At 41.7% G+C, this 22180-nt stretch carries 18 protein-coding genes and 2 pseudogenes; 2 read left to right on the top strand and 18 right to left on the bottom strand.

Going from position 1 to position 22180, the window contains the following annotated elements; all coding sequences use genetic code 11:
• Positions 1-6: 6 nt before the first annotated feature.
• The 17 genes and pseudogenes from PCY06_RS05865 to PCY06_RS05945 all read right to left on the bottom strand — a co-directional run bounded on the left by PCY06_RS05865 (position 7) and on the right by PCY06_RS05945 (position 17721).
• Positions 7-1005 carry a DUF6287 domain-containing protein gene (locus tag PCY06_RS05865; RefSeq protein ID WP_105165092.1) on the bottom strand — a complete coding sequence of 333 codons (999 nt, stop codon included), beginning with the start codon at positions 1003-1005 and terminating at the stop codon, positions 7-9.
• 125 nt (positions 1006-1130) lie between these two features.
• Positions 1131-2093, bottom strand: a complete 963-nt coding sequence (gene jag, locus PCY06_RS05870; RefSeq protein WP_008808204.1) for an RNA-binding cell elongation regulator Jag/EloR — start codon at positions 2091-2093, stop codon at positions 1131-1133.
• 15 nt (positions 2094-2108) lie between these two features.
• Positions 2109-2924: a YidC/Oxa1 family membrane protein insertase gene (locus PCY06_RS05875; protein WP_061596253.1), complete on the bottom strand. Its 816-nt coding sequence runs from the start codon at positions 2922-2924 to the stop codon at positions 2109-2111.
• Positions 2908-3267 (bottom strand): ribonuclease P protein component, encoded by a 360-nt coding sequence (rnpA, locus tag PCY06_RS05880; RefSeq protein ID WP_061596256.1) that lies wholly within the window; start codon positions 3265-3267, stop codon positions 2908-2910. Before rnpA ends, PCY06_RS05875 begins: the two co-directional genes overlap by 17 nt.
• A gap of 167 nt (positions 3268-3434) precedes the next feature.
• Positions 3435-3560, bottom strand: a pseudogene (locus PCY06_RS05885) (IS256 family transposase); the annotation flags it as partial.
• Between the two features lie 170 nt (positions 3561-3730).
• Positions 3731-4714: pseudogene (locus PCY06_RS05890) on the bottom strand (IS256 family transposase); the annotation flags it as partial.
• 177 nt (positions 4715-4891) lie between these two features.
• Positions 4892-6277 carry an argininosuccinate lyase gene (gene argH / locus PCY06_RS05895; RefSeq protein ID WP_082307267.1) on the bottom strand — a complete coding sequence of 462 codons (1386 nt, stop codon included), beginning with the start codon at positions 6275-6277 and terminating at the stop codon, positions 4892-4894.
• 14 nt (positions 6278-6291) lie between these two features.
• Positions 6292-7491 carry an argininosuccinate synthase gene (locus tag PCY06_RS05900; protein ID WP_061601651.1) on the bottom strand — a complete coding sequence of 400 codons (1200 nt, stop codon included), beginning with the start codon at positions 7489-7491 and terminating at the stop codon, positions 6292-6294.
• Positions 7492-7666: 175 nt separating this feature from the next.
• The gene (gltX, locus tag PCY06_RS05905) at positions 7667-9124 is read right to left on the bottom strand and encodes a glutamate--tRNA ligase (RefSeq protein ID WP_082307268.1); all 1458 of its coding nucleotides are present in this window, start codon (positions 9122-9124) and stop codon (positions 7667-7669) included.
• A gap of 149 nt (positions 9125-9273) precedes the next feature.
• Positions 9274-9768, bottom strand: coding sequence for a carbonic anhydrase (locus PCY06_RS05910; protein WP_060553196.1), 495 nt, complete (start codon positions 9766-9768; stop codon positions 9274-9276).
• Positions 9769-9904: 136 nt separating this feature from the next.
• Positions 9905-10615 (bottom strand): TIGR00266 family protein, encoded by a 711-nt coding sequence (locus PCY06_RS05915; protein WP_046164881.1) that lies wholly within the window; start codon positions 10613-10615, stop codon positions 9905-9907.
• Positions 10616-10727: 112 nt separating this feature from the next.
• The gene (radA, locus tag PCY06_RS05920; protein WP_061596262.1) at positions 10728-12095 is read right to left on the bottom strand and encodes a DNA repair protein RadA; all 1368 of its coding nucleotides are present in this window, start codon (positions 12093-12095) and stop codon (positions 10728-10730) included.
• 38 nt (positions 12096-12133) lie between these two features.
• A complete protein-coding gene (locus tag PCY06_RS05925; RefSeq protein WP_082307269.1) occupies positions 12134-12577 on the bottom strand; it encodes a dUTP diphosphatase in 444 nt (147 codons plus the stop codon).
• A gap of 85 nt (positions 12578-12662) precedes the next feature.
• Positions 12663-13112, bottom strand: coding sequence for an 8-oxo-dGTP diphosphatase (locus PCY06_RS05930; protein ID WP_002899180.1), 450 nt, complete (start codon positions 13110-13112; stop codon positions 12663-12665).
• Between the two features lie 263 nt (positions 13113-13375).
• The gene (locus PCY06_RS05935; RefSeq protein ID WP_045634457.1) at positions 13376-14065 is read right to left on the bottom strand and encodes a gamma-glutamyl-gamma-aminobutyrate hydrolase family protein; all 690 of its coding nucleotides are present in this window, start codon (positions 14063-14065) and stop codon (positions 13376-13378) included.
• A gap of 178 nt (positions 14066-14243) precedes the next feature.
• The gene (locus PCY06_RS05940) at positions 14244-16013 is read right to left on the bottom strand and encodes an ABC transporter ATP-binding protein (RefSeq protein WP_061583176.1); all 1770 of its coding nucleotides are present in this window, start codon (positions 16011-16013) and stop codon (positions 14244-14246) included.
• Between the two features lies 1 nt (position 16014).
• On the bottom strand, positions 16015-17721 hold the full coding sequence (locus tag PCY06_RS05945) for an ABC transporter ATP-binding protein (protein WP_046164876.1): 1707 nt from the start codon (positions 17719-17721) through the stop codon (positions 16015-16017).
• A 195-nt stretch (positions 17722-17916) separates the two neighbouring features.
• Here PCY06_RS05945 and PCY06_RS05950 point away from each other — a divergent pair, with 195 nt between their 5' ends.
• Together PCY06_RS05950 and galU are read left to right on the top strand one after the other, a co-directional pair.
• Positions 17917-18933, top strand: a complete 1017-nt coding sequence (locus PCY06_RS05950) for an NAD(P)H-dependent glycerol-3-phosphate dehydrogenase (RefSeq protein ID WP_045505249.1) — start codon at positions 17917-17919, stop codon at positions 18931-18933.
• Positions 18934-18962: 29 nt separating this feature from the next.
• Positions 18963-19865, top strand: coding sequence for a UTP--glucose-1-phosphate uridylyltransferase GalU (gene galU / locus PCY06_RS05955; RefSeq protein ID WP_023916458.1), 903 nt, complete (start codon positions 18963-18965; stop codon positions 19863-19865).
• A 108-nt stretch (positions 19866-19973) separates the two neighbouring features.
• Here galU and abpB read toward each other — a convergent pair whose 3' ends face one another.
• Positions 19974-21932, bottom strand: coding sequence for a C69 family dipeptidase AbpB (gene abpB / locus PCY06_RS05960; protein ID WP_070494383.1), 1959 nt, complete (start codon positions 21930-21932; stop codon positions 19974-19976).
• Positions 21933-22180: the final 248 nt, after the last annotated feature.

Consider the following 22180-nt stretch of genomic DNA (forward strand, 5'->3'; position numbering starts at 1 on the left):
CTTTCTCTACTCTCTATAATAGAAAACATCAGGGTTATTAACAACAACACTCTGAGTTATAAGAATTCGATCTTGTTTTTTATCAGAAGCATCTGCTATCGTTTGATTATCCGCAGTCACAGACATATCAACACCTGCTGGAATGAACAAGATGGCTGCACCCGGACCTCCAGAGGATACTCCACCTTGTAAATAAGAATCAATCATTCTAAAATTATTTCCCAATTTTAGGTCGTTATTAACCAAGCCATTTTTATCAAATACTAATTCACTTCCCTTCCCATTTCTCCACCTGCCTTCGATACTAGAATAATCTCCTTTTTGGATGGCTTCCAAATCCAATTGAGACGAACGACTTTGTTCTTTCTGATTTCCAACACTTGTCGTTGCTTGATAGTTTTCTATGTCTTTCCACTTTAACGAAGATAGATCAAGCTCTTTTTTAGATCCCGTCCCAAATACTGTATGTTGTCCGCTTTCAGAATTTGGATCCACGCCTGCTATTTGAAAATCTGCTTCTTTTAGCACATCTACACCACTATTATCAGATCTCAGTTGATAAAGATAACCCTTAGCATCAGGGCTTAGAGAATGCCATTGGGCATAAAAGACTGTTCCATCAGTATAAATAGTTGTGACCTCTCTGCTTCCGCCTGCCGAAGCAACTCTAGATTGTGCTAAATAAGTAGAAACACCCTGGTTTAAATAATAGATTGCTGCCAAATAATATTGACCTTTGAAATAGTGGCCAGTTAGCAATTCTTTAGTGCCGTTTCCATCAATATCATAAAATGCGTATAAATTTGCTCGCCCCTCTGATGTATCTTTTTTTAGACTATCCAAAGTACTTGCATATACTTTTTCATCTTGCTCAATAGAATCCGAAGAAGCTTGCGATTGCTTTGATGGTTTTGGAGTACTTGAAGGAGATGAATGATCTCCCTTCGGACTACAGGCACATAAAAAAATTGCGCCTGAAAGTAATAAAACAAGTATTTTTTTCATATTCTTTCCCTCTTTGATTTTCTACATTCAAACTATTATCTATAAAAGAAAGGAGACGGAGACAATGGCGTCTCAGTCTCACTTTGTTGTATAAAAAATTCTGATATGGTCAATAATTGAAGCTTTTACTCACTATCAATATCAACTACGACGTAACGGTTTGGCTCGTCGCCTTCTGAATAGCTAGTAACGCCATCCATTTTAGAAATGATTCGGTGGATAATTTTGCGTTCGTTATTAGACATTGGATCTGTCGGCTGGCTACGGCGCTCTTCCAAAGCTTTGTTAGCCAATTTTTGAGCGTAGCTTTGCAAGACTTCAGCCCGATGCTCCACATAGTCATTGACATTAATAGAGATATAGAAGCTCTTTTCATAACGAATATAGAGATAGTTCTGAGCCAATAGTTGCAGAGCTTTGAGAACCTTTCCGTGGTATCCAATCACACGGCCAGGTTCATTGGTGTCAATCTGCATATTGACCGTACGACGGTTGTAGCTAGATGATAAACTTGCTTCAACGTCCATTTCATTGATGATTTCTTGGACATAGGCTGTCACATCTGAGACAACTTCTTCAATGTCGTAGTTTTCTTCAACTTCGATACCTAAATCTGAAAACTCTTGATTAGCTGGTTGACTCTTTTCTTCTGATTCACCTTGTCTTACTTGGTTTTTAATAAGGTCAATTGTTCCAGTTTCCTCTAAAATAGTATTGGCTTGTTTATCATGTTTGAGGATTTCTGCCTTAACTTCGTCTGAAACTTTCTCACCTTCGCCTTCAACCTTCTTGATGGCAGCGACAACCCGACCCAAGTCAACTGTTTCTTCACTAACACTTTTGACCGGTTCATTTTTAGCATTAACTTCCTCTGGCACACCTTTTACAGCTTTTTGATTAGCCTTGACCATTGTTGTTTCGCTGATTGGCTCCACATCAACTTGGGCAGGTTTTTTACCAAATAAACCTAGAAAACCTTTTTTCTCACGTGAAATAACAGTAATATGTGCTTTCATACGAGGAATATCTAACTCACGCAATCCTTCTTGAATTGCTTCTTCTACACTTGCTCCTGTAAATACAACCATTTGCAAGAGACCTCCTTATTTTTTCTTTTTCTGTGCTTTTCGGAAGGCACGTTTTTTCTTTTCTTCTTGTTCACGCGCAGCATTAAGCTTAGCTTCGCGCTCTGCGATCATTTTGAACGGATTGCTCAAAACTAAAGTTTGTCCCACTTGGTAGGCATTTGACACTGTCCAGTAGAGGGCTACCCCACTGGAAAAACTTAGGGCAAACCAGAAAATCAAGAGTGGCATGAGATAGGTCATCGCCGTCATAGCTCCATTTCTTTCGGCCAACCCCTTATTATTGAGCCAAGTACTCAAGAAAGTGAAGAGGGCGGCCAGTACTGGCAGTATGTAATAAGGATCCGTTTCTGCCAAGTTGAGCCAGAGAAAATGTCCCGTCCTCAAGAAGGCAACCCGTGTCAACGCTTGATACAAGGCAATTAAGACTGGCATCTGAACAAAAAGAGGAATAAAGGATGCTAAGGGATTAACACCCAATTCTTTGTAAAGCTTTTGGGTTTCCGTTGCTAGCAAGTTTCTGCTTTCCATATCTTTGCCGGGATACTTGGCTTGTAAAGCTTTGATATGCGGCTGGGCTTCCTGCATTTTCCTCGATGAAGTCATCTGGATTTGGAAGACTGGCAAAAGAACCGTTCGAATGATGATAGTAAAGAGAATAATTCCAATTCCTGTGCTGCCATTAAAAGATAAGAAACGAATCGTTTCCGCAAAGAAATAAACAAATTTTTCCCATAAGTCAGTTGATTGTGATGTGACTTCGCTCGTGCCACAGGCGGTCAAAACAAGCGAGGACAAAAGCAGGAGACCTGCTATCTTACTCTTCTTTTTCACTGGGAATCCCTTCTTGATAGATTTTAGCTAGTTTTAGTACATGTAGTAAATTTCGCTCAATTTCTTTGTAATTCAGCTCTTCCACTCCCTTACGAGCAATGATGACAAAGTCAACCGGTTGCAGTTCTTGTCTATGCTCTATCAAGACATGGCGAATCTTCCTCTTAATCCTATTTCTGACAACTGCATTCCCAAGTTTTTTACTGACGGAAAGCCCCACTCGAAAGTGTTTTTGATCTTTATCCAATTTATAGATGACAAATCGTTTATTAGCCACACTTTGTTTATCATTAAAAATCGCATTGAAATCTTTTTCACTCTTGACGCGATAGCTTTTTTTCAAAATTCAACTCCATCTACCAAAATTATATCTATTATACCACATTTTTCCAAAAAGCCAATGCCAGCAACCTTTAGCGCTATTTCTACCTTCATTTATAGCTTTTTATAAAGCAAAAACATGATACTGTCAATAATTCTGTGTAAACACTCAAGTAGAGTTACGGAGTGTTAATCAAATAAGCTTTCAAGTGTGTCAGAACATCGTCCAAACCCTTTATGGATGCGTTGACTTTGCTTGAAATTATAATCTTCAAACAAAGTAACTAAATAACGTTCCAGAGCCTCCTCGTTAGGAGACCGGGACAAAAGTCCTAGCCTCTCAATTGTCTTTGGATCGTCGAGCAAGACGCAGTGGTTGAGTGGGCTCTACTACGCTGATTTCATCAGCTTTTACAGCCCTACTCAACTGTGCGGAGGTGGGACGGCGAAATCGAATTTTAACGAATTACCGATTTCTGTCCCACTCTCGTTTGACGTTTGATTTCTTTGTTCAGAGACTCAATGAGGTTTGTCGAATAAATGCTGTGCCAAATCTGGTAGGGAAACTGATAAAAAGTTAAAAGATTATCCGAATTCTCCAGACTTTTCATTATTTTCTTATACTTTGGTTTCCATTCAGCGATAAAGTCCTCCAAAGCTTGGACTGCCATTTCTAAATTTTCAGCACGATAAATCATTTTAAATTGCTCCAGAATAACTGCCCGATCAGATCGCTTCACCTTACTAGCCAAATTTCGACTAATATGAATTAAGCAACATTGTTGCTTAGCTAATGGGTAAGCCTGACTGTTCATCTGCTCAAGCCCCTTGAAGCCATCGGTCCCTACAAGAGAAACCTGTTGGATTCCTTGGTTTTGAAGCTTGTCTAACAGGGTGGACCAAGAAGCATTGTTTTCATTTGGGGCGATTTCATATCCAAGAACAGCCTTCTGTCCTTCTGGTGTAATGCCAAGTACGATATGAATACATTCTTTACTAACAGTTCCCCGTCTCAAGGGAAGGTAGGTTCCGTCAAGAAACAAGACAGAATAATTAGCCTCTAAGGTTCTTTCATGAAAAGCAGCGACATTCTCCTGAGTTGCTTTTGAGATATTAGAAATTGTGTCAGGACTATAGTGATGACCATACATTCGCTCGAAAATATCACTAATTTCTCGAGTCGTTACGCCGGTTTGATAGAGTTTGATAACCATCTCTTCCAAGTGGTCATCTCGACGTCCATAAGCAGGGATCAAAGCTGGACTAAAGTTTCCATTACGATCTCTTGGAATAGTTAACTGAACAGTCCCATATTTGGTTTCAAATTTCCGTAAATAGGTTCCATTACGACTATTACCAGAATTATAGCCTACTTTATCGTAATGTTCATACCCTAAAAAGGCTGATAACTCTGCTTGAAGCAAGTCATTCATAGCTGTTTCAAGAGAAGAACGAAAAAATTCATCAATATCTTACTTTTGGGCTAGGAAGTTAAGTAGTTCTGTACTAAACTGAGTCATAGGAATAAATCTCCTTCTAGTAATGTTTCGCAACTCTACTATAACGGATTTATTTCTTTTTGTGTTTACACAACTTATTTTACACTACCAAAAACATCGCTCTTTTTCACGATGTTTTTCTAAATATTATTTATTGTTCAGATCTTTTTTAGCTCTTTCCAACTCCTGACGAATCTGTGCAAATCCTGTCCCGCCAAGGGAATTCCGCTTTTGCACAGCCGTCTGCGACTCAAGAACTTGATAAATATCTTCTTCAATCAGAGACGATACTTCTTGATAACGGCTCAGCGGGATATCCTGTAGATAATAGCCTGCCTTGCTGCATTCCAGCACCAACTTTCCGACAATCTCATGGGCTTCCCGGAAAGGCAGTCCTTTCTTGGCTAGATAATCAGCCAATTCTGTCGCATTGGAGAAATCCTGCTGAGTTGAAACCAACATTTTTTCCTTATTAACTGTCATACTAGACAGCATACCCGCCATAATATCCAGCGATTTTTGGATAGTATCTACTGTATCGAACATACCTTCCTTGTCTTCCTGTAGGTCCTTATTATAGGCCAAGGGCAGGGATTTCATAACCGTCAGAAGGCTGAAGAGATGACCATAGACCCGACCACTCTTGCCCCGAATCAGCTCCGCCATGTCCGGATTTTTCTTTTGCGGCATAATGGATGATCCAGTACTAAAGGTATCTGATAAGCTGACAAAGCCATATTCATAGCTGCACCAGTTAATCAGCTCCTCGCAGAGACGAGACAGATGCATGATGAGAATGCTGCTGTTAGATAGAAACTCCAAGATAAAATCTCGATCGCTGACCGCATCCAAGGAATTGTGATAAATGCCTTTGAAGTCCAATAAATCAGCTGTCAACTCTCGGTCAATCGGAAACGTTGTCCCCGCTAGAGCCGCTGCTCCCAAAGGAGACAAATCCGTATGCTCCAGATTAAAGGCAAAGCGCTGACTATCCCGGCTGAACATCTGATAATAGGCCAGCAGATGATGAGCAAAGCTAATCGGCTGGGCATGCTGCAGATGGGTATAGCCTGGCATGATGGTCTCTACATGCTCCTCTGCCAAGTCCAGCAACACCTGACGCAGATTCAAGAGTTTATCCGCAATCTGACCGAGCTGATCCTTGAGATAAAGGTGCATATCTGTCGCTACCTGGTCATTACGGGAGCGAGCCGTATGAAGCTTACCGGCTACTGGACCAATCTCCTCGGTCAGAAGAGCCTCCATATTCATATGAATATCTTCATTGCGCACATCAAACTCAAGCTCTCCAGCCTCATAACGTGCCAACAGCTTTTCTAGGCCTGCCTGAATAGCAGCTGCTTCCTCTGGAGCAATAATTCCTGTCTGCCCCAGCATTTTGACATGGGCTAGGCTACCCTGCAAGTCATAAGGAGCCAGACGATAGTCAAATCCGATGCTGGCGCCAAATTCCTCTACCCAGCCTTCCAGTGAGGCTTCAAAACGTCCGCCCCACAGTTTATGATTCGCCATAGGAAAGCCCCTTTCTATTTGTCTTTGTGAGCCTGAACCTCTGCGTGAACCTTAGACGGAAGACCCCATAGCTTGATAAAGCCAATCGCGGCATCCTGGTCAAAGGTATCTGCACTGGTATAGGTAGCCAGATTTTCGTCGTAGAGAGAATTGTCAGACTTACGCGCTACAACTGTCACAGATCCCTTATAAAGCTTCACTTTAGCTGTTCCATTGACCACTTGCTGAGTGGACTTAAGGTAGGCAATCAAAGCTTCTGTCGCCGGATTAAACCAGAGACCATTGTAGATGAGATTGGACAGCTCATTTTCGATAATCGGTTTGAAATGAGCCAGTTCTCTAACTAGAGTCAGATCCTCGATTTCCTTGTGAGCAGCCAAGAGAGTCACTGCACCAGGGCATTCATAGATTTCCCGAGACTTAATCCCCACCAGACGATTTTCCACATGGTCAATCCGTCCAACACCGTGTTGTCCTGCCAAGTCATTCAGCTCAAGGATCAAATCCGCAAGCTTCATCTTTTTGCCATCTAAAGCAACCGGCACACCCGCTTCAAAGTCAATATTTACATAGGCTGGGCTGTCTGGCGCTGCTTCTGGCGCAACCGTCAAATCATAGGCATCTTCCGGTGCTTCATTCCAAGGATTTTCCAAGACTCCGCACTCGTTAGCCCGACCCCAAAGATTTTGATCGACTGAGTAAGGACTATCCAGATCTGCAGGAATTGGCACACCATTAGCTTTGGCATAATTGATTTCTTCTTCCCGAGACCATTTCCACTCCCGGACTGGAGCAATCACCTTGAGCTTTGGATCCAAGGAGGCTATAGCCACTTCAAAACGGACCTGATCGTTTCCTTTTCCCGTACAGCCATGTGCAATGGTCGTCGCCCCCGTCTTGTGGGCAATTTCAACTAATTTCTTGGAAATCAGAGGTCGGCTCAGAGCGGACACCAGAGGATATTTTTGTTCATAGAAGGTGTGTCCTTGCAGAGCAACCAGGACGTAGTCTTCCGCGAACTCGTCTTTAACATCAATGACGTGAGATTCAATAGCGCCAACTTTCAGCGCCTTATCATGAATGAAATCCAAATCATTTCCCTCACCCACGTCCATGCAGACTGCGATCACATCATAATCCTTGTTCAGCCAAGTAATAGCCACCGATGTGTCCAAACCTCCTGAATAGGCCAAAATAACTTTCTCTTTAACCATGCGATTACTCCTACCCTTCTATATTTTGTATTTTTAAACATTCTACGGTATGAAAATGCAAATGTCAAGAGAAAGTCGATATTTATTAAAATAAAAACGTTTTATCAATTTTTATTCAAATACAATATATTATATACTGGATTAAAATAAAAACCAGCCCGAAAGCTGGTTCATCTTATTGAATTTGATTTAGCATGTTCTCGATATGCTGGATAGATTTTTCACGACCTAATAGGTAAATCGTATCTGGAAGTTCTGGTCCATGCATTTCCCCTGAAACGGCAATTCGAATCGGCATAAAGAGGTTTTTACCCTTGATACCTGTTTCTTTTTGAACTGCTTTGATTTGAGGGAAGATGTTTTCTGTCACAAATTCTTCATCTGTCATAGCTTCCAGCTTCGCTTTGAAGGCTTCTAGAACAACCGGAACGGTTTCTCCTGCCATAACTTCGCGCTCGGCGTCTGTCAACTCTGGGAAATCTGAGAAGAAAAGATCTGTCAGAGGTACAATTTCATCGACTGACTTCATTTGTGGTTTGTAAAGCTCTACTAATTTTTCAGCTTTATCTGTCAAACGTCCTGCTGCTTCCAAGTATGGCTTCGCCAGAGCAAAGATTCTTTCGAAATCTGCATTTTTGATGTATTCATTGCTCATCCAGTCTAGTTTCTTCTGGTCGAAGGCTGCTGGAGACTTGCTGAGGCGATTTTCATCGAAGAGTTTAATGAGCTCTTCGCGAGAGAAAATCTCATCTTCACCACCAGGATTCCAACCTAGCAGTGCAATAAAGTTAAAGACTGCTTCTGGCAGATACCCCTTCTTACGATAATCCTCGATAAATTGAAGAGTGTTGGTATCACGTTTAGATAGCTTTTTACCCGTTTCGCTATTGATAATCAAGGTCATATGACCGAACTCAGGTGCTTCCCAACCAAGTGCTTCATAAACCATGAGCTGTTTTGGAGTGTTGGCAATATGGTCGTCTCCACGGATAACGTGAGAGATTTGCATATCGTGGTCATCAATGACGACAGCAAAGTTGTAAGTTGGATATCCATCTTTCTTTTGGATAACCCAGTCACCACCAATATTGCCACCTTCGAACTCAATGTCACCTTTGACTATGTCGTGCCATTTGTAGATACCTGACTCATTGACAGCCAAACGAACAGTTGGTACAATGCCTGCCGCTTCACGTTCAGCAATATAAGCCGCTTTTTCTTCTTCGCTCATGCCAAGGTATTCGTTGATGTAGCGAGGTGTTTCTCCTGCTGCTTCCTGGCGTTCGCGCTCGGCTGCCAATTCTTCTTCTGTGACATAAGATTTGTAGGCTTTTCCTTCAGCTAGCAATTGGTCAATGTATTTTTGGTAGAGTTCCAAACGCTCAGACTGACGGTAGTTTTCATGTGTTTCTGGACTTTCATCCCAATCCATGCCTAGCCAACTCAAATTTTCAAGCTGTGAACGTTCCCCATCTTCTACATGGCGCTTGCGATCAGTATCCTCGATACGGATAATGAAGGTCCCGCCATGATGACGAGCATAGAGGTAATTAAAGAGCGCAGTCCGCGCATTTCCGATGTGTAAAAGTCCAGTCGGACTTGGTGCATAACGCACCCGAATAGCTTTTGCCAAAGCAGATCTCCTTTATATCATTCTTTTTATCATCGAGGACCAAAGGGCCTCTTTTCAATCGTTTCTATTATAGCACAAGTAAGAAAAAAAGATTACCCACAAGCAATCTTTTTTTCATTCCTAAACTAATTGAAAACTAGAACATTTATTTATAGAACTTCATGGATTCGTCCGGTATCCACATCATAGACACCACCAGAAATTTCTACATCATCAGGGATCAAGGGAGACTTTCGAAGTAATTCCATGTCCTCCCGTACACTTTCTTCCACATCTGTGAAGGGCAGAAAATCTTGCCCCTTAACATCCACACCTAGCACATTTTCAAGGTGACAGGCAAATTCTGGATTGGTAAAGGTCTGAGCCCCACAGTCTGTATGGTGCAAAACCACTATTTCTCTGGTCCCCATCTGTTGCTGAGAAATCACTAAGGATCGAATCATATCCTCCGTTACACGCCCACCAGCGTTCCGCAAAATATGGGCATCTCCAAGGGCCAAACCTAAGGCCGGAGCCACATGAAGTCGGGAATCCATGCAGGTTACAATAGCAACCTTTGTTTTTGGTTTTATTGGTAAATGAGCTGTTCCATGCAAGTCGACATACGCTCTGTTGGCCTTCATAAAATTTTTAAAGTAAGACATATTCACCTCTGCTTCATCTCTGAAAAATTTATTTGATTATCAAATAAATTAATCTTATCTTACCAGCTTTTTTAAGATTTGTCAGAGATAAAGCTTCTTACTCATGAAAAATTTATATGCCCAGGAATAGTCAAACCTACTCTTTTGTAGGAATATATCCACCCAAAATTTTAGCGAAAGTTTCAACATTTAGACTTTGAACATAGATTTCTCCTGTACCTCGGAAAGTATTAACAACACCTTCTCCTGTACCGACAGATTGTAAAAAACCATTTTCCAAGTGAATGTCATAATGCAAGTCTTTGCTCCAGGCAACAACATGGGCATTATCAATCGTCATTTCTTGGTCTTTCAGTTCAATTTTCTTGATAGCTCCAAAGGCATTGACTAAGAGTGTTCCTTCTCCTTGAGTGGTCATGACAAAGAAACCTCCTTGACCGCCAAACAGCGCACGGCCAATAGACTGGCGTTCCATCGTATAAAATGCTGAACCATCCAAAGCAAGGAAAGCTCCATCGTTCAATCGATATTGATGCTCTCCCAAATACAAGGGCATTACCTGACCCGGAACATTAGGAGCTAGAGCTAAGAGGCCACCATCTGCATCAGATAAAGCTTCCGTAATAAAGGTGCTTTCACCAGACACCATCGAACGTCCAACTGCTTTAACTAATTTACCAAGACCAGATCCTTTTGCATTCAGTTTGGTTCTTAAGTTAACACTAGAAGAATGATAGACCATGCTTCCGCGCTGAATATAAGCTTTTTCTCCTTTATCTAGTACAATTTCTACAAAAGGAAATTGGCTATTGTTTTCAATAGTAAAATTCATGCGATTATCTGACATCAGATTTCTCCTTTTATCTTGTTTTGAGCAAAGAGAACTAATCCTTGCACCTGTTTTATTTATCTACCTAGATCATTACATTGACAGTTTTATTTACCTATAAAGCAAGGTTCTAAGAAAATACTTTCTTTAAGACTTCCCCAATCGTTGTCACACCAATGATTTGAATATTATCTGGAACTTTGAGGCCGTTCAGAGAATTTTTAGGAGCGTAGACTTTGGTAAAGCCCAGCTTTGCTGCTTCATTGATGCGCTGCTCGATGCGATTGACTCGACGGATTTCACCAGTCAGGCCAATTTCACCGATAAAGCACTCTTGAGGATTGGTAGGCAAATCCTTGTAGCTAGAAGCAATGGCTACCGCTACCGCCAAATCAATGGCTGGCTCATCTAGCTTGACACCACCAGCTGATTTGAGGTAGGCATCTTGATTTTGCAGGAGGAGCCCCGCCCTTTTTTCCAAAACTGCCATGATAAGGCTGGCTCGGTTAAAGTCCAGCCCAGTCGTGGTTCGCTTGGCATTGCCAAACATGGTCGGTGTCACCAAAGCCTGCACCTCTGCCAAAATCGGCCGCGTTCCTTCCATAGTCACGACGATAGAAGAGCCTGTCGCGCCGTCCAGACGCTCTTCTAGAAAGACTTCACTGGGATTGACAACCTCAACTAGCCCCCCCGATTGCATCTCAAAAATGCCAATCTCATTGGTCGAGCCAAAACGGTTCTTGACTGCTCTCAAGATACGGAAAGTATGCTGACGTTCGCCCTCAAAATAAAGCACGGTATCCACCATATGCTCCAAAGTTCGAGGACCTGCTAAGGTTCCTTCCTTGGTCATGTGACCAACGATAAAGGTCGCGATATTATTGGTCTTGGCCAGCTGCATGAGCTCGGCTGTCACCTCTCGGACTTGAGAGACAGAGCCTTGGACACTGGAAATTTCCGGCGACATCACCGTCTGTATAGAGTCGATAATCAGAAAATCTGGCTTGATTTTCTCAATCTCTGTGCGGATATTTTGCATATTGGTCTCAGCGTAGAGGTAAAATTCACTGTCAATATCACCGAGGCGTTCCGCCCGCAACTTAATCTGCTCAGCTGATTCCTCCCCGCTGACATAAAGGACGGTGCCCTGATGAGAAAGCTGGGTTGATACTTGCAGAAGCAGGGTAGACTTCCCGATACCAGGATCCCCACCAATCAGAACCAGACTGCCAGGCACGACTCCACCACCCAGCACACGATTAAACTCGTCCATTTCCGTCTTGGTCCGATTGACATCAATCGAAGTGACCTCAGCCAGCTTCATGGGCCGAGTCTTTTCACCTGTCAAGGAAACACGAGCATGCTTGACTTCTGCAGCCTCTACTTCCTCAACAAAAGAAGACCACGCTCCACAATTAGGACAGCGGCCTAGATACTTGGGCGAATGATATTCACAATTTTGACACACAAAGGTTGTTTTTTTCTTAGCGATGGTAATTTCCTACTCTCTAATCATATCTTTTCTTATCGGTTACATCAATGACCTGTTGACCCAAACCCACCAGTCCGCACGCCATCTGCTTCATCTCCATCCGCAATTAAAAAGGGTGCAAAGACAGCCTGCACGATACGGTCTTCAACTTCAAGGACGACTTCCTGATCTGTGATGTTTTTCATCTGAGCAAAGATATGCCCTTCGTTTCCAGGATTGCCATAATAGTCGCCATCAATAACTCCAACGGAGTTAATCAAAACCAAGCCTTTTTTGCGAGGATTGGACGAGCGGTCGTAAAGATAAAGTACCTCTCCGGCTTGCATATAGGCCTTGATACCAGTCGGAACCAGCTTAATATCTCCTGGTGCTATGACGGTACGCTCTGCCACTTTCAAGTCGTAGCCAGCTGCGTGAGCCGTCTCTCTCTTGGGTAGCAAATCTTCATTTGTAAAGCTGGAAACCAGCTCGAATCCGCGAATTTTCATGTATTTCTCTTTTCTATTTTTTCTGCTCCTATTATACTAAATTCGCTAAAAACAAGCAAAAAAACCGCCAATTGGGCGGTAATCACTAGTATAGATCTCTGATGATCTCTCCATTATCCAGATAGGTAAACTGCTCCGTCAAATCTGATGTGAAAACTTGATACATTTCCTTAAAGCTCACAGCCAGCGAGTAGCTGTCAAAATCTTCACGGTTAATCCAGAACACCTCGCCTTCGTCGGATGAAACTAGCTCTCCTTCAAAACGATTGGTCTTGTAAAGAAAAACGATGTAGCGCTCATCTTTTTCAGTATAAAACTGCTTGACACCACACAAGCGAGGCTCATAGATAGTCAAACCCGTTTCTTCCTTGACTTCCCGTATCACTGATTTGACAAAGGATTCACGATTTTCAACATGGCCACCTGGAAAGCAAAGGCCGGTCCAATCATCATTTACTTTATTTTGCACTAAAATGCGGTCTCCATCGTAAACCATACACATATTTGTTAAAATAACTCGCTCCGCTCTTGACATCTCTGTTCCTCCATCTACTGACCAATTCGCTTGGCCTACTTGTGACTCATTATAACATAAAAGACATTAAATTACTGAAAATCCAGATTTCTCAGCCTTTCCAGCAAAAAAACCGCCAATTGGGCGGTTCTTATAGGGAGATTATTATGAAAAAGAAAAGTTTTAGGATTTCTAAACAAAGTTAGGAGGTCTTTGTTTATGTTCTTAGTATAAATCTCTTACCTTAAACTTTCCTAAAAGCAAACTGAAAGGTTTAAAATTTTTTATAATTCCTGCAAAAGATAGTGAAATAGCTCTAAATTTCCCTTTTCTTCGCCGATCAAAAACTCCGGATGCCATTGAAGACCAATAATCCGATGGTTATCAATGGACTCGATAGCTTCGATAGTATTGTCTCTTGGGTCAAAAGCCGTCGCGCGAAAATTAGGAGCCAAGTCCTTGATACTTTGACGGTGGACTGAGTTAATCCGACTAGCTTGACCAAATAAACGCTCTACAACACTTCCTTTTTCCGTACGAATCGAATGCGAAGTTCCAAAAGGCTGGCCTTGCCAATGATTATCAATCTGCTGATTTAAGGTACCCCCGAAAGCAACATTTACCAGTTGTAAACCACGACAAATGGCCATAACAGGCTTGTTCTGGCGTAAGGCTTCTTTTAAAAGTGCTAATTCAAATTCATCACGGGCGATATTATAATCGTCACTATCAATAGTTTTTTCTTCTCCATAGAATTTTGGATGGACATTCTGCCCACCAGATAAAATCAGCTTGTCTATGGTTTCTACATAATCCTCGACCAGGCTTTTATCGCCAAGAGGAATCACCATTGGCAGACCACCAGCCATTCGTACGCCGTCCACAAACTTTCGTGAAACAGAGGTGTGAATATTTTTTCCGTCTTCATCAACCGGGCAAAGATTAGCCGAAATTCCAACAATTGTTCTGCACATAGGAGACTCCTTTCTCAAGATATACTATATCTTACCACGACTGCCATTTCAAGTCCAATAAATTTTTTTAAAGCTACTTATAAAAATTTTTTATCAAGTACTTGCTAGAGAATTTTAAGAAAAAACTCCCGAATGAAATTGAAATTCAAACGAGAGTTGTAAAATATGAATCAATTCTTTACTCAAAGACAAATTGATTATGATAGAGTTCTGAATAGAATCCTCCGAGTTGAAGAAGTTGATGGTGGTCCCCTTGCTCAATCACTTCTCCATCTTTTAAGACAATAATCTGGTCTGCATTGAGGATTGTCTTGAGACGGTGAGCAATAACAAAGCTAGTCCGGCCAGCCACGATGGCTTCCATAGCCTGCTGAATCTTGCTTTCTGTCACCGTATCGACATTAGACGTGGCTTCATCCAAGATCAAGACTTGCGGGTCAGTCAGCAAAGTTCTAGCAATAGAAATCAACTGTTTCTGCCCAGTTGAAAAGATATTCTGGTCATCATCCACGATGGTATCGTATTTGTCTGGCAGACTTTCTATATAATCATGGATATGAGTCGCACGCGCAGCCGTTTCGACCATCTCCTGACTAGCATCCGGCACACCAAAGCGGATATTGTCCCGAATCGTGCCACTAAAGAGCACTGAATCCTGCAAGACAATCCCCACATGGCTCCGTAAGCTGTCCAGCTCATAATCTCGAATGTCACGACCGTCAAACTCAATGCTACCACTATCCACATCGTAAAAACGGTTGAGCAGGTTCATAATAGTCGTCTTACCTGATCCAGTCGGTCCAACAACAGCCGTCATCTTACCCTTAGGAGCAGAGATAGACACATCTTTGAGGATGGGCTTGCCTTCTACATATGAGAAGTCCACATGCTTGATCTCTACTGAGTCGGTGAGCTCTGTGAAAGCAGGTGCATTCTCTGGCCGAACTTCCTCGGACGCATCAAACATCTCCTGAATCCGGTCAGCCCCTGTAAAGGCTAATTGTAGGCTGCCCCAGCTAGCTGCAATCTGAATAATAGGCTGATAATATTGCTGAGAAAACTGGGCATAAGTCGTAATCAAACCAACTGCAACAGCCGTTTCGACATTAGGATCGCTCAGTAAGACAGCTGAACCAACAAAAATCACAATGGCTGTATTGATCAGACTCATTCCGTTCATGATGGGGAAGAGAAGTCCTGAGAAAGCTCTGCCCTTAAAAGTAGCTGAACGGACTCGATCATTTTGCTCAAGGAAGCCTTTGATGACTTCTTCTTGCATGCCCTGAACAATAACAGCCTTCTGACCGGAAATGGTCTCATCCATATAAGCATTAAGTTGACCAACTTCTTTTTGCTGGAGGTTGGTATATTTTCTAGCTAGTCTAACAATCACGACTAAAACCACAATAGCTAGGGGAGTGCTGGCAACAGTAATCCAAGCCAAGCGAGCATTCTGCCGGAACATGATGATCACAAGGACAAGGTAGAGAAGAATATTGCTTAAAACTTGAATCATACTTTCGTTCAAGGCCTGAAGAATATTGTCCAAGTCACTGGTAAAGCGTGACAAGATATCCCCGTCCTGATGACGATCAAAAAAGGATACGGTTAATTTAGCTAGTTTTCCAAAGAGACCCTTGCGCATCTCATTGGTCGAATGCGAAATCACTCGGCTCATCAAAACCATATAAATCAAGCTAGAAATTGACAGACAGAGAAAGGTTAGAAACAGCTTGGTCATAAGGGATGCAAAAGCAACTAAAAGCTGATTTTTTTCTCCGCCATTGGCCAAGGCATTGCCTAATTCAACTAGATGTTGAACAGCCTGACCAACATAAATCGGAAAGAGCACTTGTAAAATAGTGGAAGCTATCATCATCACGATCACAATGATAAAAGATAATGTATAGTCTTTAAAATATTGCCAGAAAAATTTTACGGTCCGCATCTTAATCCTCCTTTCCTTTCTGTGTCTCGTATATCTCACGATAGACTTCATTTGTTGCGACTAGCTCTTTATGCGTTCCTTGTCCGATTAAACGGCCTTGGTCTAAGACCAAAATCTTATCTGCATGGACAACCGAGCTAATCTTTTGGGCAATGACAATGGTGGTTGTGCCCTTCAAATCTTTGTTTAAGGCTTCTTGAACCAATTTTTCTGATTTGGCATCTAAAGCTGAGGTCGAATCATCTAAAATTAGGATCTTGGGATGGTTGACGACTCCACGCGCAATGGACATCCTTTGCTTCTGGCCACCTGAGAAGTTATTCCCACGTTCTTCTACCTGACTATCAAAGCTATCCGCCATACGGCCGATAAACTCACTGGCTTGGGCAATTCCTGCTGCCCATTCCATCTCGGGTAGGGAAGCATCGAGTTTGCCTTGGCGAAGATTGTCCGCAATGGTCCCGCTAAAAAGAATAGCCCGTTGCAAGACAATGGAAACATTTTTACGAAGACTTCCCTGACTGACTTCTCGTAGATCCTTACCGCCAATTGAAATAGAACCTTCCTGAGGGTCAAAAAGACGGGGAATCAACTGAGCCAAGGTAGACTTACCAGCACCCGTTGCACCGACAACGCCAACCATCTGCCCCGGAGCAACTTCAAAACTAATATCTTTTAGAATTGGGCTTTCATCTGTTGGATAGGTAAAGGTCACATGATCAAAACGAATACTGCCTTCTAAGTCTTCATCTGCTATATCTGGGAAGGTCATGGCAGGCTCTGTATCTAAAACCTCATTGAGACGTCTCATTGATATAATAGCCCGCGTCACACCATTTCCTAAAAAGCCAACCATGATAATGGTAAAGATAATTTGATTCAAGTAGCCAATGAAAGAAGCAATCGAACTGACCACTCCCGCGTCTGTAGCAACCATGCCTGATAAGGTCCAAATTGCCAGATAAATAGCCCCGTAACCGACAAACATCATCATTGGTTCAACAATTGAAAAAGCGTAACCGATAAATAGATTTTGATCCAAGAGCTCATCAGAAACCTGACTGAACTTATCAAATTGTGCCCTTTCTTGCACAAAGGACTTCACCACCCGAACTCCTCGAAGATTTTCTTTGGCAATGGCGTTCATGCGCTCTAATAAGATTTGAAATTTTTGAAAGCGCGGCCCCATAAGCCCCATCATCATAGCTGTCAGTCCAGCTACAAGTAAAATTAGAAGGGCAATAATCCACCAGAGTTCTGGAACAGTCACGATGGCCAAGACAACCGAACCAATGAATAGGATTGGCAGGCGAAGCAAGATTTGAAACATCATCATAACCAGATTTTGAATTTGATTAATATCATTGGTCATCCGAACAACCAGATTTCCGGCATTGAACTGCTCAATATTGGCATAAGAGAAAGTCTGGATCTTTCGAAAAGTCTTCTCCCGCAAATCAGATGACACCGCTTGGGCGATATAAGCTGCTGTCGTTACATTAATACCACCAGCAAGCAAGCCAACAATCCCCATACCAATCAGCCAAGCCCCGGCTTGATAAATAGCTTTACTATCACTCATCTGCAAAGCATCCAGGACCTGCTTAAGGAGCCACGGTTGCAACAGCGAACTAGCAATCATCAAGCCAGTCATTACAATCGAACACACAACAAACCATTTGTACTTTAATAAGGTTTTTACAAACATCATCTTCCCTCTACTAGTTTTCTCTTTTTCCTTTGTTTTCTTACTATATCACAGAAAAAATCAATGTCAAGCTTATTAAACTTAGCTTTAAAATGACTATAAGAAAATGAGAACATTTAAGCTTGAAAACGATTTTTTTCTTTTAATATGATAGAATAGAGTAGAATACTCTAGTTAGAAATGGAAATAAGAAAGATGGATAAACAACGAGTTGCTGTAATCGGTCCTGGCTCTTGGGGTACAGCTTTGTCACAAGTGCTAAATGATAATGGTCACGAAGTACGTATTTGGGGTAACATTGCTGAACAGATCGATGAAATCAACCAAGCGCATACAAACACACGTTATTTTAAAGATACTGTCCTCGATGAAAAAATCAAAGCCTACCATAGTCTAGCAGAAGCCTTGGATGGTGCTGATGCGGTTCTATTTGTGGTGCCAACCAAGGTCACAAGACTGGTCGCAAAACAAGTCGCTCAAATCCTAGACCACAAGGTTAAGGTTATGCATGCTTCCAAAGGTTTGGAACCCGACAGCCATGAACGCATTTCTACAATCTTAGAAGAGGAAATCCCGAGTGAATTGCGTAGTGAAATTGTCGTTGTTTCAGGTCCTAGCCATGCTGAGGAAACCATTGTTCGCGATATCACTCTCATTACAGCGGCTTCTAAGGACCTAGAAGCTGCCAAATATGTACAGAAGCTTTTCAGCAACCACTATTTCCGCCTCTATACCAATACAGATGTGGTTGGAGTCGAGACAGCAGGTGCCCTTAAAAATATTATCGCTGTCGGAGCTGGGGCTCTACACGGCCTAGGCTATGGCGACAATGCCAAGGCTGCCATTATCACGCGTGGACTGGCTGAAATCACTCGCTTAGGAGTAAAACTTGGCGCTAGTCCTTTGACCTATAGCGGTTTATCTGGAGTCGGTGACCTTATTGTTACTGGGACTTCTATCCACTCTCGCAACTGGCGGGCTGGGGATGCTCTTGGACGTGGAGAAAAATTAGCGGATATTGAAGCTAACATGGGCATGGTGATTGAAGGAATTTCCACCACCAAGGCTGCTTATGAACTTGCTCAGGAATTGGATGTCTATATGCCTATTACCCAAGCCATTTATAAAGTCATTTATCAAGACCATGACATAAAAGAGGCTATCTTCGAAATCATGAACAATGAATTCAAGGCCGAGAACGAATGGTCATAACCAAATCTGCATCTAGAAGGGATTTACTAATGTCAAAAGTTAAGAAAGCTGTCATTCCAGCAGCTGGCCTTGGAACTCGTTTCCTACCTGCTACTAAGGCGCTTGCTAAAGAAATGTTACCTATCGTGGACAAGCCTACCATTCAATTTATTGTCGAAGAAGCTCTCAAGTCTGGAATTGAAGATATTTTAGTCGTAACTGGTAAGTCAAAACGTTCGATTGAGGACCATTTCGATTCCAACTTTGAACTTGAATACAATCTCAAAGAAAAAGGCAAAGACGACCTTTTGAAATTAGTTGATGAAACCACTGGTATTGGCCTACACTTCATTCGACAAAGTCATCCGCGTGGGCTGGGAGATGCTGTGCTTCAAGCTAAGGCTTTTGTCGGCAACGAACCTTTTGTTGTCATGTTAGGTGATGACCTTATGGATATCACTAATGATAAAGCTATGCCACTTACTAAACAGCTGATGAACGACTATGAAGCAACTCATGCTTCTACAATTGCTGTTATGCAGGTCCCTCATGAAGAAGTTTCTTCATATGGTGTCATCGCTCCGCAAGGCGAAGGTCTTAATGGACTTTATAGTGTCGAAAAATTTGTTGAAAAACCAAGTCCGGAGGAAGCTCCAAGTGATTTGGCAATCATTGGTCGCTATCTGCTGACTCCAGAAATTTTTAAAATCTTGGAAAATCAAGCTCCTGGTGCTGGAAATGAAATCCAACTGACAGATGCCATTGATACTCTTAACAAGACCCAGCGCGTATTTGCCCGTGAATTCAAGGGTGACCGCTACGATGTTGGCGACAAGTTTGGCTTCATGAAAACATCTATCGATTACGCTCTCAAACATCCGCAGGTCAAAGATGATTTGGAACAATATATTATTGAACTTGGTAAAAAGCTAGAAGAGAAAACTAAAAAATAAAACTAAGGATGAAATACGACCGATTGGTCTATTACTCAAAACACAAAAACACCTAGATTTAACTAGGTGTTTTCTTATATCCAATGACTGGCTTTCTCAACAGAAAAATTAGTTTCCGTTAGAGAATGTCCCAATATTCTTGAAATCTTTTCCGCCTTCATAATTTCCTGCAAAACCAAAGCGGTTGTTTGGATTGCCTTCTGCATTGGCAACTGTTGTTTGTGGAGCTTGACTTGGCTCTTGAGAAGCTTGGCTTTGTACCTGAGGAGCTTCAGCGCGAGTAGATGTTTGTCCGAATACTTGCACATTTGCTGTAGCTGCATAGCCAAAACGATTGTTTGGATTACCTTCTGCATTAGCAGGAATATCATGAGTCGGAGGTGCTGCAACATAGTATTCAGCAGGAAGTACATTTTTATTTACTTCTTCAGTTGCTTTTGGTTTTTCTGGAGTTTTTGGAGTATCTGGTTTTTCAGGTGTTGATGGGTCTTGTTTATCATCTGGTTGTGAAGCGCGATAAGGATCAGACTTACGTCCAGCAGCTTCTAATTGTTTTTCCATCAACTTTTCATAGTCCTTGAAGTGTTGGAAAAGACGATCTGATAAATCAAGTGCATCTTTTGTAACTTTGTGTTCAGCAGATTTAGCAGCTTCTGGTTGGTCTTTCAGTGAATAATACTCAATATCCTTCTTCTCTTGATCAATGATAAATTGTTTTTCAAGCATCTTCCAATGATCTTGAACAGTCTTGCCGAAAATATCTTGGTTCTTAATAGCCATTTGGTCAATATGCCATACTGTCCAGTACCATGAGTTTGGATCATAAGTAGCAGTTTGAGGTTTAAAGGCTTGATAAGTATCTTGAACGTTACCATAGAAAGGTACATATGGTGTGTTACGTGATGGTCCTAAACCGAGCCATACTTTACCACCAAAAGATTTTGGCAACTTCGGATCAATTTGATAAACATGGGCATCGATAACATTTTCATTACCAAGAGCATATTTGTATTGATCTTTCCGAACAGCATCATTTGCCCCATTGTCGCCTTGCTTCTTGACCCCAATTTGATCATCAGGTATAAAACGACCATTCAAGTGTTCAAAGCGGTTCCGTTGCAAAGCAAAGGCATCTTCAAGAGTAAATTTCTTGTTTGGATCAGTTGGAGAGCGGAAGAGTTCATACTCATCATCTTCATAAGTAATTTTAGATTTAGGATCAAGAAGTGTAATTCCTGCATATGTACGAGAACGATCCCCTTCTGCGTATTTTTCAGGTCCATATGATTTAGCAATGTGGAAATTACCATCTTTATCTGTCTTGTAGTTTCCTGCTTCTTGGGCTACTTTTTCTACATCTTTAGAAGCAATAACATTTTCTTTGTCATTCAAATCGACATGGCCAAGGTAATAGGTATTAGCAAAAACTGCATATTTATCTTCTGGCACCTTCACTGCTACATATTGGTGACCAGATAAGATTTCCATGTACCAAGTTTCTTTTTGGTCTGCAACAACAACAGTATTTCCTTCAGCAGATCCCTTTTCTTCGATGACTTTTGCAAGTAGCTCAATTGCTTCACGAGCTGATTTTGCACGAGGCAAAATAACATCCAACATCGCAGCTTCTGGAAGGCCATCTGCTTTAAGAGGGTCTTTTGCAAGTACTTTTTTATTTGGAATTGCTGTAACTGTAGATGTCATTGAAACACCTGCTTCATTAAAGCCATGTTCCCCGAAAGCACCGTTACTACCATCGCCACGAGCAGAATCATAAGTTGCAGTATACTTCATTTCGTTGGCTGCGTGTGGATAAGTGAAACCATTAGATTCATCTACGATCTGGTCACCCTCCTTATAGTTTTTTCCTTCCACAACAACATAGTTTTTATTGTGTTTCCCACCATTGGGATAGTAAGGATAGTCTTCCGTACGGCCAAACATGGTTGAACCGTCAGCTGTCAACTGGCGACCAAAAATAAAACCACAACAAGCTTGAACCGCTTGGATAGGCAACATGAGGATTGCCATCACAGCAATGACAACTTTGAATGTTAACTTCTTCATCGCTAACTCCTTTTTATTTTTTTGGAAGTCCTAGACTCCCTATATTTACAACCATAGTATACTCCTTTGATCTCGTATTTGCAAGCGCTTTCAAAATTGTTTATTTATACGTTTTACAGATATAAAACAGGGAAAACATACACCTATAAATTTAGACATTTTAGAAGTTTACTAATTTATTTCTGCTAAAACTAATTAAGAGTCCATTTTATAAAATATTGATACATCAAATTATTGAAATTCCTTGT

This window comes from Streptococcus sp. SG1, from assembly GCF_030439935.1.
Lineage (GTDB): Bacteria > Bacillota > Bacilli > Lactobacillales > Streptococcaceae > Streptococcus > Streptococcus gordonii.

What these genes read in the sequence shown, in the direction of transcription:
- PCY06_RS05865 (WP_105165092.1), bottom strand. Translation starts at nt 1,005, where the DNA reads ATGAAAAAAATACTTGTTTTATTACTTTCAGGCGCAATTTTTTTATGT.
- jag (WP_008808204.1), bottom strand. Translation starts at nt 2,093, where the DNA reads ATGGTTGTATTTACAGGAGCAAGTGTAGAAGAAGCAATTCAAGAAGGA.
- argH (WP_082307267.1), bottom strand. Translation starts at nt 6,277, where the DNA reads ATGGCGAATCATAAACTGTGGGGCGGACGTTTTGAAGCCTCACTGGAA.
- PCY06_RS05900 (WP_061601651.1), bottom strand. Translation starts at nt 7,491, where the DNA reads ATGGTTAAAGAGAAAGTTATTTTGGCCTATTCAGGAGGTTTGGACACA.
- PCY06_RS05910 (WP_060553196.1), bottom strand. Translation starts at nt 9,768, where the DNA reads ATGTCTTACTTTAAAAATTTTATGAAGGCCAACAGAGCGTATGTCGAC.
- PCY06_RS05915 (WP_046164881.1), bottom strand. Translation starts at nt 10,615, where the DNA reads ATGTCAGATAATCGCATGAATTTTACTATTGAAAACAATAGCCAATTT.
- PCY06_RS05925 (WP_082307269.1), bottom strand. Translation starts at nt 12,577, where the DNA reads ATGAAAATTCGCGGATTCGAGCTGGTTTCCAGCTTTACAAATGAAGAT.
- PCY06_RS05930 (WP_002899180.1), bottom strand. Translation starts at nt 13,112, where the DNA reads ATGTCAAGAGCGGAGCGAGTTATTTTAACAAATATGTGTATGGTTTAC.
- PCY06_RS05935 (WP_045634457.1), bottom strand. Translation starts at nt 14,065, where the DNA reads ATGTGCAGAACAATTGTTGGAATTTCGGCTAATCTTTGCCCGGTTGAT.
- PCY06_RS05940 (WP_061583176.1), bottom strand. Translation starts at nt 16,013, where the DNA reads ATGCGGACCGTAAAATTTTTCTGGCAATATTTTAAAGACTATACATTA.
- PCY06_RS05945 (WP_046164876.1), bottom strand. Translation starts at nt 17,721, where the DNA reads ATGTTTGTAAAAACCTTATTAAAGTACAAATGGTTTGTTGTGTGTTCG.
- PCY06_RS05950 (WP_045505249.1), top strand. Translation starts at nt 17,917, where the DNA reads ATGGATAAACAACGAGTTGCTGTAATCGGTCCTGGCTCTTGGGGTACA.
- galU (WP_023916458.1), top strand. Translation starts at nt 18,963, where the DNA reads ATGTCAAAAGTTAAGAAAGCTGTCATTCCAGCAGCTGGCCTTGGAACT.
- abpB (WP_070494383.1), bottom strand. Translation starts at nt 21,932, where the DNA reads ATGAAGAAGTTAACATTCAAAGTTGTCATTGCTGTGATGGCAATCCTC.